This is a genomic window from Erythrobacter sp. JB1-4, assembly GCF_057365025.1.
This window is the reverse complement of the sequence record NZ_CP200292.1, coordinates 1,701,096-1,713,931: the sequence shown is the minus strand read 5'-3', so window position 1 is coordinate 1,713,931 and position 12,836 is coordinate 1,701,096. Positions and strand designations below refer to the sequence as shown.

Genomic DNA, 12,836 nt, shown 5'->3' with positions numbered 1-12,836 from the left:
TGGGTTCATACGGAGAATCCCGCGCGCTCCACATCGCTTCAATCGCCTGAAACCCCCGGAGGTACCAAATGACCAATCCGATCAGCTTCCCTTCTACGAGCCCCAACTTTTTGCTGCCTCTTCTTTTTGTGGGTCAGGCGCAAAAAGAGCCATTTATTAATCAAGCGGTGCTTGTGATCGATTCGCTCCTGAAGGGGACAATCGAAGATTCCCGAGAGGTTCCCCCAAGTGATCCAGCTCCCGGTAGCACGTACCGTGTGCTTACAGGAGCGACCGGTGACTGGGCTGGCCATGACGACGAGCTGGCACTCTGGATTGGAGAAGCTTGGAGTTTCGTTCCTCCGTCTGCCGGTATGGCAGTTTTTGATAAAGTAGCTCAAGTGCAGCTACGCTACGGTTCGGTTTGGGAATCAGTGCCTTCACCAACTCAACCAACGGGTGGATCGGTCATAGATCTAGAGGCGCGAGCAGCGATTTCGGACTTAATTGGTGCATTACGTGATGCCGGAGTGATTGAGGCCACCACTTAGGCAAACAGGCCAGCGCGCTCGCATGTTTGCGATTAATGCGCTGTAGAACCCTACTTTTCGGCATTCTCAGAGGTTTTAGAGGCAAACTTGCAACAGTAAAACGGATTGATAGCTTGCTTGTGCAAAACCGAGAAGTTAGACAGGCGTAGCGCCTCAACATGAAAAAGGGGAATTCCATAATGCGCAATATCGTCATTGGCTTGGCGATGGCTTCTACGGCTCTGACAACACCGGCCATGGCCCGCGAGGGTCAATGGTACATCCAAGGCGATGCTGGTGCGATGATCGTTGAAGACATTACCTTTGATATTAACGGAGTCTCTAACGGAGCCACCGCTGGCCAGGAAACTGGCTGGGACGCAGGTGTAGCTGTCGGACACGATTTTGGCGGCTTCCGAATCGAAGCAGAGACAAGCTATCGTCGCGCTGAACTCGAAGAAGCGGCAACCGGTACGGAAGGCCTCGCACTTAACAGCGGCTCGAACGCACCAGGCGGCATCAACCTGTTCCGCAACGAAGTTCGGCCTGGTGACGGGTCGACTGATGTTTTGAGCTTCATGCTCAATGGTCTGATTGACTTTGGCGCCGACGACGGCGTTCAAGGCTTCATCGGCGGCGGCGTAGGCGTCGCTCGAGTGGACATGGAAGGCCGCGTGAATGCGAATGGGCCTGGTATCTGGGATGACTCGGACACTGGCTTAGCATGGCAGGCGCTTGCAGGCGTACGCGCTCCAATCAGCGACAGCTGGGACGTTGGTCTGAAATATCGCTATTTCAACGCGGAAAGCGTAGATATCATTGATCCTCTCGGACGTGACCTTAGCGGTTCGCTGACGAGCCATTCACTCTTGGGGTCGATCATCTACAACTTCGGCGGTGCGACACCACCTCCACCGCCTCCACCGCCTCCGCCACCGCCACCACCGCCTCCACCTCCACCACCGCCGCCACCTCCACCACCGCCGCCACCGCCGCCGTGTAACACTGGCCCATACATCGTCTTCTTTGACTTTGATGAATCAGTGATCACTGCGGATGCTGCGACGATTTTGGATAACGCGGTAACGGCGTATGCAAATTGTGGAACGGCTGCAGTTATGCTGGCTGGTCACACCGACCGTTCTGGCACCGTCTCATACAACGACGCACTTGCTGGACGTCGTAACGCTAGCGTAACCGACTACCTGACAGGTCGCGGCATTCCGATGGGCCGGATCTCGAGCGAAGCATTTGGCGAATCGCAGAACCGAGTGCCCACCGAAGATGGTGTGCGCGAACTGCAAAACCGCCGTGTTGAAGTCACTTACGGGCCTGGTTCAGGCATGTAATTACTGGCTTCATGCTATGAATGAAGAAGGGGCCGGAGCGATCCGGCCCCTTTTTTATTTGAGCAAACAGAGCGCTGCACCAGCTGTTACAATGTAACGCTTCGATTGCCGGACGTCGTTAAAGCAACGTGATCTGGGGTGTAGCCCCATGAACGACGAGCGAGATTTAGCTTACATCTAAAGCCAAGCCGTGAAGCTCTGGCATTGGCTCAAAACTCGCTATCTGAACGACCACAAACTGATGGATCAACCAGTTTGGGATTGGTCTAGTTCAAGTGGCTCGCCCGCTGCCGTCGCACGTTCAAGAACCGTTGCGCTTGCCCCGGGTGTCAATTTGATTGCGGCGAAGAGAACGACCAAACCTATAGGTGCGATCCAAAGAGTAGAAAGCACACCAGCACTCAGATCATCGCTGTTCTGAGCAGAGACATAGCCGGCCGTGTAGGGCCCTAACGCAAGTCCGACGAGCGTTGTGGCGAGAAAGAACGTCGCGGTCGCAGTCCCCCGCATACGAGGCAAAACAAGCGCTTGGCTTGCGGCTGCCGCAGCACCGAGGGCGGAGGCGGCAAGTGCGCCGACGACCATGTTGAGCAAGATAAACAACGAGTAGCTTTCGGTAGTGTATTGCACCACCGCAAATGGGATCGGGCTGAGCAGTCCAAACAAAACGACCCACACCCGCCCCGCGCTTGTGCGGCTCGTGAGCGCGTCAGCCATTCTTCCGCCTAAAATCACTCCGAGAAATCCACCGAGTGCGCCTCCACCGCCAAGGAAAAAACCCAGGTTTCCTTTCGAAACCTCAAACACCCGCTCAGCGTAAGGCGCTCCCCAATAGCTTGCGGCGTAGGCCATGAATGCGACGGTTCCATACCCTAAGATCGTGCAAAGAAATGCAGGTGATCCCCAGGTCAGCGCAAAAGTCGGATAATCACGAACGCGCAGCGCGCTTGCCCAACTGAAGACGGCATAATAGCCCAAAGCGAGCAAAAACCATTGATCGCTGATTGATGGGAAGCTGCTGCCTAACGCTCGTTCTAAACCGGCCAGAATAAAGCCTTGCCCCGTTCCAAGGATGGTCGTCAGAAAATGCGCAACCACAAATGCAAAGATAAACGCGGCAATATTGATCGCCAACGCACCAAACCCTCGTGACCCTGCTCCGAAAAATGTGAAGCCTGGGATGACGGTTGTCAGTTCTTTGACAAAACCACGAAATGGGTTTGGGTCTTCAGCTGTAGGGATCCCATCGATTGCTCCGCGGACTGGCTCGCGCAATGTCGCAACCCAAAGAGCGAGCAATAGTCCAGGAACGCCCACGGCAATAAAAGCTGCTTGCCAGCCTGCTAAACCAAGCGGCCCGCCATCGGGAAAAAGCTCATTCCATCGATCTACGACAAGCCCTCCGATAGCCAGAGAAATCCCGCCGCCAATGTACAATCCCGAGCTGTAGATCGCGAGGGCTGTCGCTCGCAGACGCGCGGGAAACCAGTCTGAAATCAAAGAATACGCTGACGGGCTAGCCGTCGCCTCGCCAACCCCCACACCGATGCGCGCCACGGTCAGCTGGCCGGCATCCTTGGCAAATCCAGACAAAGCGGTCATGGCAGACCAAAGGCTGAGCCCCAACGTCATTAGGCGAACACGTTTCCAACTGTCTGCCAGTTTGCCAAGCGGGATGCCAAAAAGTGCGTAAAAGATCGCAAAGGCTGTTCCATATAGAAAGCCCAGATAAGCGTCATCCACCCCGAGATCGGCTTTGATGTCATTGGCGAGAATCGAGAGAATTTGGCGGTCTATGAAATTCAAGACATAGACCAGAACAAGCACGCCGAGCGCATACCAACTGTAGCTTGGTACGGACGCGTTCTCCTGATCAACCGCTTCGGGCTGCACAGCGGCATTCTCAGTCAACGAAACCTCTCCCAACTCTGGCACCAGCAGAGCTTATCGTCCGCTCTAGTCGGCGTACACAGTGCTATCGGTAATTCCTGCTTCGGCAAAACCCTTTTTGCGCAAACGGCAAGAATCGCAGGTCCCGCAAGCCAATCCAGCAGCGGTCGGATCATAGCATGACCAACTCCACGCAGGGTCTAAAGAAAGCCGTGCGCACTCCATAGCAATATCAGCCTTAGTCATATGCTGAAGCGGCGCATGAATCGTGAGAGGATTTCCTTCGACCCCTGCCTTTGTTCCCAGCCGGGCAGTCTCAGCGAAACTGTCGATGAACTCGGGCCGACAATCGGGATATCCTGAATAATCCAGGGCGTTCACGCCTATAAAAATGTCGCGCGCCGATTTCGCTTCGGCGCATGCAGCAGTAAGCGCGAGAAAGACAAGGTTCCTTGCGGGTACATAAGTAACCGGAATATGATCCCCCACACCGGTCTTAGGTACATCGATGTCATCAGTTAAGGCAGAGCCACCAAATGCTCGCAAATCCAGCGCAATCTCGGTTTGGCTGTCCAGCTCAAGCTTATCGGCGATCATTTTAGCCCTATCGAGCTCTACGCGATGCCGCTGGCCATAGTTCACAGTAAGAGCATGGACAGCAAAGCCCTGCTCAACCGCCCGTGCGGCCGAAACCATAGAATCCAGACCGCCCGATAGGAGTACGATCGCTGAAGAGTTTGGAGGCACCATAAGGGTTCGGCTTAACGAGATTTGTTCAATTGGCAATGTTCTGATGGAGCCCAAGAAGAGTTCAGCAGCTGCCTGTCCGCCTTCCCTCAGCGGCAAATTGGAACGGCAGTCCAGACGCAATGCCTTGGCTCTCGATCTGTACCAATCCTCCAGTTTCCTTTCGGATATTCGTGCGACCATAACCGTTGCCGGGACAGGTGTATTGCACAGTCACCTTGCTCGTCGCATCTTCCACAATGAAGCGGCTACAGTCTGGCTCTTCGTGCCGCAGCTGTATCAGCTCCCGGCCGGTCTTCACGCAGATTTTTCGGTCGGCTGAACCATCGCGGTGCTTGATCGTCCACTCACCCTTCGACAATCCCTCCAGCATCGAAAGGCTGTCTGACTGCGCAGCGGCTGGCAAAGCCAGTCCCAAGGCCACCATTCCGATTGCGGCCACTATTGCGATTGGCGAAATGTCTAGGCTCAATTTCATCGGTACAGTCTCAGTTACATCAGGTAATATCTGCTTGTTGAAGTATAGAACTGCGCGATGAGCCGTTCCTGAACGTCGACAAACTGTTAAATTGAAAGTTCAAAGGTCTTTGCGCAAAAAGAACAATCGACCGCGATCACTCCCGAATCGTTGCGCATTTCCGCTCGCTCGCTTTCTGGAAAGCGCGATATGACCGAGCTGTAATAGTCCGCGCTACAACGGCATCCACGTGAAAGGCTTCGCCCTTTTGAGACGCGGACTTCTTCCTCCTCATGGAAAAGGCGCCAGATGATAGTTTCGAGCGAAAGTTCGTTATCGAGCAGCTCTTGGTGGCTGATGGATCCTGCCATTGTAGCAACATGTTCCCAATCGGGGTGGTCTAACCTCACGTGAAGCCTTTCCCGGCCTTCTTCCCCATCGGCAAGGTGCTGAAGGAGCAAGCCAGCGGCTATTCCGCCTTCCTGCCCTGATCGGCTGGCGACCCTTATTAGAGTTGGAACTTGCTCTGATTGGCTGAAGTAGCTTTCGCAAGCTTGTGCAAGGCTGTCGCCTTCCAGAGGCACAATCCCCTGATACCGCTGCCCCACACCCGTTTCAAAGGTGATGGCTAGATACCCTTCACCAAACAAAGACGATAGCGTCGGGTTCGCCCCAAGATCAGCAAGTCTCTCTGCATCAAATTCAGCATAACCGCGCAGGTCACCATCTCGATAATCGCAGACCAAGAGCGAGACGGCACCCACCTTGGTCTGGGCTTGCATGGTTAGCTGAGCATCCTCTCCCTCGCGCTTGAGAAGCCCTCCCATCAAGGCAGCTAAGACCAAAGCCTCTTCGAGAAGATGCGTTATGGGCGGAGGATAGTCATGTGCTGAAAGAACCTCATCCACGACCCGGTCCAGACGCACTATGCGTCCTCGGGCGTTACGGATTGGGACTGTGAAACCAAGGATTTGATCGGTGTAAGTTTCGGCCTGAGTATTCATGCTGTGAGATATGGTGATTGCGCGCCCCTTCGATAAGGGGCCGTGAAGCACGAACGATACAAGAAGACTATTTCAGTTTGCCAAAGCTCCACAAGAGAACCGATTTTTGAGCGTGGATGCGGTTTTCTGCTTCATCGAAAACAATCGACTGGTCACTTTCAAACACCCCTTCACTCACTTCTTCACCAACATGAGCAGGCAGACAGTGGAGGAAGAGCGCATCGGGGTTTGCCTTGCTCATGAGCGCCTCATTGACCTGGAAGGGCTTCATAGCTCGTCGCTTTTCATCAGCATCTTTTTGGCCCATCGAGATCCAGGTATCGGTGACGAGCACGTCCGCACCAGCCGCCGCTTCCTGAGCCGAATTGGTCAGTGTTACCTCAGCTCCTCCGGCACGGGCCATACCAACAAACTCCGCATCGGGTTCGTATCCTTGCGGCGTTGCTACGCGCACATTGAACTTCATTGATCCCGCCGCTTCAAGGATTGAATGAAGCACATTGTTGCCATCACCAAGCCAAGCGAGCTCTAAGCCGGGAAGAGCTTTCCCGTGCTCAATCACCGTTAGAAGATCGGCGACAATCTGGCAGGGGTGTGATCGATCCGTCAGTCCGTTGATGACCGGGACTGTAGCGTGACGCGCCATTTCTTCGATCTTGGCGTGGTCATCAGTGCGTAGCATGATTGCGTCGACCATCCGGCTCAATACGCGGGCCGTGTCAGCGACCGTTTCCCCGCGTCCAAGCTGGCTTGAGCCTGCTTCAAGGATCAGCGCCGTTCCCCCCAATTGCCGCATCGCTATGTCAAAGCTTACGCGCGTACGGGTGGAATTCTTCTCAAAAACAAGAGCAAGTACTCGCCCAGCTAGCGGCGCATCTTTGTCAGCTTGGCCTTTTGGAGCATCTTTGCGGTCGGCCTTTCGGTCAATCGCATCGGCGATCATTGCTGCAATTGCATCAGGGCCTGCATCACCAAGATCGAGAAAGTGCTTTACCGGCCCTCGCATTACACAGGCTCAGCCACTTTAAAGCTAGCAGCGCCTGCTGAGAGCTTTTCAAAGAATTCCTCAATCTCAGCATCCTCAATCACCAAAGGCGGAATGACACGCAAAGTCTGGTCGCCAGCAGCGACGGTCAGGAGCTGGTGATTGTCGCGCAGGTGGACGAAGAAGGGGCGGCTTTCGACCTTCATTTTGATGCCAAGCATCAGGCCCTTGCCACGTACAAGCTCAAAGAGATCGGGATAGTTGCCAATAAACTGCTCGAGGCGCGTACGGATACGCTCACCTTTTTCAGCCACGCTTGCGAGAAACTCTGGGTTTGCGACGGCCTCGATAACAGCGCTCCCCGCCGCCATCCCGAGAGGGTTTCCACCGTAAGTCGAACCATGAGTGCCGAAGGTCATGCCGCGCGCCGCTTTTTCAGTGGCTAGGACTGCGCCGAGCGGGAAACCTCCTCCCAAACCCTTTGCGGTCGCGACAATGTCGGGCTCAATGCCGTAATGTTCATAGGCGTACATCTTGCCTGTACGTGCAACCCCACATTGCACCTCGTCGAGCACAAGCATGAGGTCGTGTTCATCGGCAAGTTCACGCAAACCTTTCATGAAATTGTCAGAGGCAGGACGGATACCGCCCTCGCCCTGAATGGGCTCGACCAAAAATCCAGCGGTGTTGGGCCCCATCAGCGCCTTTGCAGACTCCAGATCATCAAACTCGGCATATTTGAAGCCATCGAGCAGCGGCGAAAAGCCGTGGTGCATTTTGGTCTGATTGGACGCGCTAATTGTTGCCATTGTGCGGCCGTGAAAGGCATTGGCGAAAGTGATGAGTTCGAACCGCTCCGGATTGCCTTCTTCCCCAACGTTCTGGTGATAGGCACGCGCCGCCTTGATTGCGCCTTCAACCGCTTCAGCGCCTGAATTGGTGAAGAAGACGGTGTCTGCAAAACTTGCATCAACCAATTGCTGCGCTAGCTTTTCGCCTTGCGGGCTGCCGTAAAGGTTCGAGACATGCATAAGTTCAGCAGCCTGGGTTTGGATCGCATTGATCAGGCCCTCGTGAGAATGCCCCAAGAGGTTCACCGCGATACCGCTGGCGAAGTCCAGATATCGCGTGCCGTCCTCGTCAATAAGGTGGCAGTTCTCTCCCTTAACAGGCCGGACCCCGCAGCGCGGATAAACAGGCATAAGCGGCGAAATGGTCATAATCTCTTTTCCTGGGTTCTTATGTTTGGGCCCAAATGCAAAAGGCGGCCCACAATTGAGCCGCCTTTCGTGAATTTTCAAGGCCGCTCGATCAATCGGTCAACGGCCATGATGCGAGCAGAAGTTACTCCTGCACAGGCACCAGATTGACCGCAGAATACTTGCCTCGTCGGTCAACTTCGAGGTCGAACTCAAAACGCTCGCCTTCGTTGATTTCAGAGAGACCTGAACGCTCAACCGCGCTGATGTGTACGAACGCATCTGGCTGGCCATCATCACGCACAAGGAAGCCGAAACCCTTCATCGAATTGAAGAATTTCACGGTTCCTGTTGCTTTGTCGCCTGTCAGCTCGCGCTTGGGCGGGCCCGCGTCAGCCTTTTCAACAGCGATGACATCTCCAACAACTTGGAGATCTTGCGCGGAGACTTTTCCGCCACGGTCGACAAGGTTGAATTCGAGTTCCTGCCCTTCGGCGAGACCTTCAAGGCCGGCACGCTCTACCGCGCTGATGTGAACAAACACATCCTCACCACCAGTTTCCTGCTGGATAAAACCAAAGCCTTTTTGACCGTTGAAGAATTTGACGGTGCCCTTACCGGTGCCAACGACTTGTGCGGGCATGCGGTTGAACCCGCCGCCTCCTCCGCCGCCGCCTCGGGGACCACCGCCCCCGCCGCCGCGTGGGCCGCCACCAAAGCCGCCGCGATCACCGCCGCCGAAACGGTCTCCACCGCCTCCGCCGCCATAGCGATCACCGCCACCAAAGCGGTCTCCACCACGATCATTTCCAAAGTCTCTTGGGGGTGGGAAGCCATCACCACCACCAAATGGATCGAAGCCGTCTTCGCCGAATCCGTCGCGCTTATCCCGACCGCGCCGACGTCCCCTATCGTATCCCATAACTGAGCAAATACCTTATCACGCCGCCCAACTTCATGAATGCCATACACGGGGGCAACGAGCCGCGAATGACAATGAACAAGCAATCGGAGAATCCAAAAACTTGCTCTTTCCAGTTTGCTATATAGCGCACATAGCCGCACTATGCGAATGATTTAACTGCTTGAGTTGCGATAGCCGATAAATCTGACAAATTTAAGAACGATGATGCGCGTTTTGGGCAGGCCAATAGAGCAGGTCATCGATCCAATCGCGTTGAAATATTGGTCTAAGTAAAACGCGCCAGACGGGAGCTTTGATATTTTGTCGAATTTTAGAACTCTTTCTGAGTCTGTCTTTGCAAGCGAACAAATATCCATCGAAGATATTGCCGCTGCGAAAGCCCAAGGCATCACTATGATCGTCAACAACCGCCCCGATGGCGAAGACCCGAGCGCTGCACAGGGCGATGTTATTGAGGCCGAGGCGATCGCGGCCGGACTTAGCTATGTGTCTATTCCTATTGGACATTCTGGTTTCAGTGAGCCTCAAATTGACGCTATGATAGAAGCCTTAGAAATGGCTGAAGGTGGGGTGCTGGCTTATTGTAGGTCAGGCACTCGCTCTACTTTTCTGTGGGCGCTCTCAAGCGCGAAAAAGGGCGTCGACCCTGATGAAATCATCCGCGCTGCGATGTCGGCTGGATATGACGTGAGCCCGATCCGCCCGATGATGGACATGCTCGCCGCGCGCTAGGTCAGAACCGCAAAACCGATCTCAAACAAGACCATGGAAGTTCCTCCGCTCCTCCTGCAGTTTCTTGGCTCTCTAGCGGCCATATTTGCGCTTTATGGCCTCGCAAAGGGTTTGAAACTGGGAGAAAAGGCGAGGCTGACTGATCAAAAATCGGTGAGATTCGCAGCATCACAAGTCGAGGACGGCTTTGACGCTGTAACCACCGCAATCGCTAGGAAGGGTGAGGCGGCTCTTGCCTCAGACAGCTCTGGCAGAATCATGATTATAAAGCGGCACGGCAATCATTTTGCAGGGCGCCTATTGGATAGCCGCGCACGCGTTTACGAGGAGGTCGATGCGATTATTGTTGATTGCGGCGATCTCGCGTTTTGGCAAGGTTCGCTTATCAATTGAGCAGCCGGCAGTTTGGGTTGATGCGATCAACCGTCTATAGCCTTTGTGACCATGCCTGACTTTTCTCCCACCCAATACGCCGTGCCGCTGTTTGTGGTCGCTGTTCTGGCAGAGATGATCTGGTCACGGCTTCGAAATCGTGCAGCGTATGAGCCGATGGATACTCTGGTCAGCCTCGCTTTCGGGCTCGGCTCGACAGTTGCCGGAGCACTGTTTGGCGGATTTGCGGCCTACGTCTTTTTCGAGGCCTATGAGTTTAGACTATTCGACATGGGTCCTGAATGGTGGAGCCTTTGGTGGGCGTGGCCGCTTTGTTTTGTGCTCGATGACCTCAAATATTATTGGGTGCACCGCGCAGGCCACCGCATTCGCTGGATGTGGGCATCACATGTGAACCATCACTCCTCGCAGCATTACAACCTCTCGACCGCTTTAAGACAAAGCTGGACCGGCGCGTTCACCTTTGGGCTTTTGTTCGCGCTTCCTTTGGTTCTCTTGGGCTTCCACCCGGCCATGATCGCAATTTGCGGCGGGTTTAACCTCATCTACCAATTCTGGATCCACACCGAGGCGATTGATCGCCTGCCCCGCTGGTTCGAAGCTGTGATGAACACACCAAGCCATCACCGCGTCCACCACGCCACAAACCCCCGATATCTCGATCGAAACTATGCTGGCGTCTTTATCATCTGGGATAAGATGTTTGGCACTTTTGAGCCCGAGCTTCGCCCCGAGGATGGTGCTGAGCCAATCCGGTATGGCATTGTGAAGCAGCTTGGCAGTTTCAATCTGCTCTACGCCGTGTTCCATGAATGGGTCGGGATGCTGACCGATATTTGGAAGAGCCCGTGGAAGCACAAACTGTCCTACCTCCTGCGCGAGCCAGGATGGACCCATGACAACAGCCGCGACACCTCTGACACAATCCGGGAACGCTGGCGTCAACGCCAATCACGCCCCTCTGGTCGATACCAAGCCAGTGGCTGATCGAAACCCGATTGAAGGCTCTGTGAAAGCTGCTAACTCTCTTACTTGAAGGAGAGATTATGGAGAGTTTTGACTACATCGTCATTGGCGGTGGCAGCGGGGGAAGCGCTGTTGCTGGAAGGTTGGGCGTTGATGGGACGCGGCGCATTTGTTTGTTGGAGGCCGGTGGCCGCAACAACAATATGATCATCAAGACGCCGGGCTTTATGCCCTTCATCCGCAACTCATCGAATTACAAATTTGATACGGTGCCCCAAAAAGGCCTTAACGGCAGAATTGGATACCAACCTCGCGGAAGAGGGCTCGGTGGATCTTCGGCAATCAATGCCATGGTCTATATCCGCGGCAATCGCTGGGACTATGACAATTGGCAAGCGATGGGCTGTTCTGGCTGGGGCTACGATGATGTTCTCCCCTATTTCCGCAAGGCTGAGAGCAATGAGCGGGGCGTGGACGATTATCACGGAGGCGGCGGGCCACTGTTTGTCTCCAACCAGCGCGGCACCAACCCTGCAAGCCACTCTTTTGTTGAGGCGGCAGGTGAGCTCCAGCTGAGGACGAACCCAGATTTCAATGGCGAAAATCAGGAAGGCTTTGGCCTTTACCAAGTCACCCAGCGCGATGGTGAACGTTGGTCCGCTGCGCGCGCTTATGTCGAGCCCATCCGCGAACAGGGCAATATCGACATCCGCACCAACACTTTGGTCGAAAAGCTCGTCATCGAAGAGGGGCGCGTTACCGGCGTGCAAATCCGGCGCGGCAAAAAATCCGAAACGCTCCATGCGCGCAAAGGCGTCGTGCTTTCGGCAGGCGCATTTAACTCACCGCAAATCCTCATGCTTTCAGGCATCGGTCCTGGCGAGCATCTGAAAGAGCACGGCATCGACGTGGTGATGGATAAGCCTGCCGTCGGCTCAAACCTTCAGGATCACATCGACTATGTCTCCGGCTGGGAGACGACAAGCGATGTCCCCATCGGCGGGACACTTAAGGGCACGCTCAAAATGGCCGCCGCGATTGTAGAACACCGCCGCAGCCGCACGGGTCCCATGACCACTCCGTATGCCGAAGGTGGTGGGTTTTGGACAGTCACCGACGGGGCCCCTGCGCCTGACGTACAATGGCATTTTGTGCCCGCAATCCTCGAAGATCATGGACGCGAGAAGGTAAACGCGCACGGCTTCTCGCTGCACGCCTGTGTGCTAAGGCCAGAAAGCCGTGGGACTGTGCGCCTTGGGTCAGGTGATGCAGCCGCCGCACCGGTTATCGACCCCAATTTCCTCGATGACGAGCGCGATATTGCCGTAATGCGAGGCGGTGTGCGGCTGTCCCACAGGATCGTCGATGCACCTGCTATGCAGGCCTATGGGCCAACCGACCGTCATCCGATCGACTTGAACAATGACGATGAGCTCGATCATCTGATCCGAGAGCGGTCTGACTCGGTCTATCACCCTGTGGGCACTTGCCGGATGGGCGCGGACGATGATGCGGTGGTCGATCCCACACTCAAAATGCGCGGCCTCGAAGGCCTTTGGGTAGCGGACGCGAGCATTATGCCGAAGCTTGTGAGCGGCAACACCAACGCCCCCAGCATCATGATTGGCGAGCGTTGCGCGGACTTCATCAAGGCCGCCGAAACCGCCTAAATCCCAATCA

Annotated in this window: 13 protein-coding genes; 6 read left to right on the top strand and 7 right to left on the bottom strand. The window is 55.1% G+C overall.

The window, feature by feature from the left end:
- Window positions 1-68 precede the first annotated feature (68 nt).
- Both AC0V61_RS07955 and AC0V61_RS07950 read left to right on the top strand, forming a co-directional pair.
- Complete coding sequence (locus tag AC0V61_RS07955) at window positions 69-530, top strand: DUF2793 domain-containing protein (RefSeq protein WP_486156716.1); 462 nt, start codon at window positions 69-71, stop codon at window positions 528-530.
- 179 nt (window positions 531-709) lie between these two features.
- Complete coding sequence (locus AC0V61_RS07950) at window positions 710-1,858, top strand: OmpA family protein (RefSeq protein WP_486156715.1); 1,149 nt, start codon at window positions 710-712, stop codon at window positions 1,856-1,858.
- Between the two features lie 246 nt (window positions 1,859-2,104).
- Here the strand turns inward: AC0V61_RS07950 and AC0V61_RS07945 are convergent, their stop codons facing one another.
- From AC0V61_RS07945 to AC0V61_RS07915, 7 genes are all read right to left on the bottom strand, one after another.
- Window positions 2,105-3,769, bottom strand: a complete 1,665-nt coding sequence (locus tag AC0V61_RS07945; RefSeq protein ID WP_486156714.1) for an MFS transporter — start codon at window positions 3,767-3,769, stop codon at window positions 2,105-2,107.
- A gap of 45 nt (window positions 3,770-3,814) precedes the next feature.
- Window positions 3,815-4,498, bottom strand: coding sequence for a 7-cyano-7-deazaguanine synthase QueC (gene queC, locus AC0V61_RS07940; RefSeq protein WP_486156713.1), 684 nt, complete (start codon window positions 4,496-4,498; stop codon window positions 3,815-3,817).
- A gap of 61 nt (window positions 4,499-4,559) precedes the next feature.
- Window positions 4,560-4,973, bottom strand: coding sequence for a DUF3617 domain-containing protein (locus AC0V61_RS07935; RefSeq protein WP_486156712.1), 414 nt, complete (start codon window positions 4,971-4,973; stop codon window positions 4,560-4,562).
- Between the two features lie 86 nt (window positions 4,974-5,059).
- Window positions 5,060-5,956 (bottom strand): Hsp33 family molecular chaperone HslO, encoded by an 897-nt coding sequence (hslO, locus tag AC0V61_RS07930; protein WP_486156711.1) that lies wholly within the window; start codon window positions 5,954-5,956, stop codon window positions 5,060-5,062.
- A gap of 67 nt (window positions 5,957-6,023) precedes the next feature.
- Window positions 6,024-6,962 (bottom strand): ornithine carbamoyltransferase, encoded by a 939-nt coding sequence (argF, locus tag AC0V61_RS07925; protein WP_486156710.1) that lies wholly within the window; start codon window positions 6,960-6,962, stop codon window positions 6,024-6,026.
- Window positions 6,962-8,161, bottom strand: coding sequence for an acetylornithine transaminase (locus AC0V61_RS07920; RefSeq protein ID WP_486156709.1), 1,200 nt, complete (start codon window positions 8,159-8,161; stop codon window positions 6,962-6,964). Before AC0V61_RS07920 ends, argF begins: the two co-directional genes overlap by 1 nt.
- Before the next feature lie 124 nt (window positions 8,162-8,285).
- Complete coding sequence (locus tag AC0V61_RS07915) at window positions 8,286-9,062, bottom strand: cold-shock protein (protein WP_486156708.1); 777 nt, start codon at window positions 9,060-9,062, stop codon at window positions 8,286-8,288.
- A gap of 303 nt (window positions 9,063-9,365) precedes the next feature.
- Here AC0V61_RS07915 and AC0V61_RS07910 point away from each other — a divergent pair, with 303 nt between their 5' ends.
- Genes AC0V61_RS07910 through AC0V61_RS07895 form a run of 4 tightly spaced genes read left to right on the top strand, consistent with a single transcriptional unit; the run spans window position 9,366 to window position 12,826 of the window.
- The gene (locus AC0V61_RS07910) at window positions 9,366-9,797 is read left to right on the top strand and encodes a protein tyrosine phosphatase family protein (protein ID WP_486156707.1); all 432 of its coding nucleotides are present in this window, start codon (window positions 9,366-9,368) and stop codon (window positions 9,795-9,797) included.
- 33 nt (window positions 9,798-9,830) lie between these two features.
- Window positions 9,831-10,190 carry a hypothetical protein gene (locus AC0V61_RS07905; RefSeq protein ID WP_486156706.1) on the top strand — a complete coding sequence of 120 codons (360 nt, stop codon included), beginning with the start codon at window positions 9,831-9,833 and terminating at the stop codon, window positions 10,188-10,190.
- Between the two features lie 51 nt (window positions 10,191-10,241).
- Window positions 10,242-11,177 (top strand): sterol desaturase family protein, encoded by a 936-nt coding sequence (locus AC0V61_RS07900; RefSeq protein WP_486156705.1) that lies wholly within the window; start codon window positions 10,242-10,244, stop codon window positions 11,175-11,177.
- 59 nt (window positions 11,178-11,236) lie between these two features.
- Window positions 11,237-12,826 carry a GMC family oxidoreductase gene (locus tag AC0V61_RS07895; protein ID WP_486156704.1) on the top strand — a complete coding sequence of 530 codons (1,590 nt, stop codon included), beginning with the start codon at window positions 11,237-11,239 and terminating at the stop codon, window positions 12,824-12,826.
- The last annotated feature ends 10 nt before the right edge of the window (window positions 12,827-12,836 follow it).

What these genes read in the sequence shown, in the direction of transcription:
- AC0V61_RS07905 (WP_486156706.1), top strand. Translation starts at nt 9,831, where the DNA reads ATGGAAGTTCCTCCGCTCCTCCTGCAGTTTCTTGGCTCTCTAGCGGCC.
- AC0V61_RS07955 (WP_486156716.1), top strand. Translation starts at nt 69, where the DNA reads ATGACCAATCCGATCAGCTTCCCTTCTACGAGCCCCAACTTTTTGCTG.
- queC (WP_486156713.1), bottom strand. Translation starts at nt 4,498, where the DNA reads ATGGTGCCTCCAAACTCTTCAGCGATCGTACTCCTATCGGGCGGTCTG.
- hslO (WP_486156711.1), bottom strand. Translation starts at nt 5,956, where the DNA reads ATGAATACTCAGGCCGAAACTTACACCGATCAAATCCTTGGTTTCACA.
- AC0V61_RS07895 (WP_486156704.1), top strand. Translation starts at nt 11,237, where the DNA reads ATGGAGAGTTTTGACTACATCGTCATTGGCGGTGGCAGCGGGGGAAGC.
- argF (WP_486156710.1), bottom strand. Translation starts at nt 6,962, where the DNA reads ATGCGAGGGCCGGTAAAGCACTTTCTCGATCTTGGTGATGCAGGCCCT.
- AC0V61_RS07920 (WP_486156709.1), bottom strand. Translation starts at nt 8,161, where the DNA reads ATGACCATTTCGCCGCTTATGCCTGTTTATCCGCGCTGCGGGGTCCGG.
- AC0V61_RS07915 (WP_486156708.1), bottom strand. Translation starts at nt 9,062, where the DNA reads ATGGGATACGATAGGGGACGTCGGCGCGGTCGGGATAAGCGCGACGGA.
- AC0V61_RS07950 (WP_486156715.1), top strand. Translation starts at nt 710, where the DNA reads ATGCGCAATATCGTCATTGGCTTGGCGATGGCTTCTACGGCTCTGACA.
- AC0V61_RS07900 (WP_486156705.1), top strand. Translation starts at nt 10,242, where the DNA reads ATGCCTGACTTTTCTCCCACCCAATACGCCGTGCCGCTGTTTGTGGTC.
- AC0V61_RS07935 (WP_486156712.1), bottom strand. Translation starts at nt 4,973, where the DNA reads ATGAAATTGAGCCTAGACATTTCGCCAATCGCAATAGTGGCCGCAATC.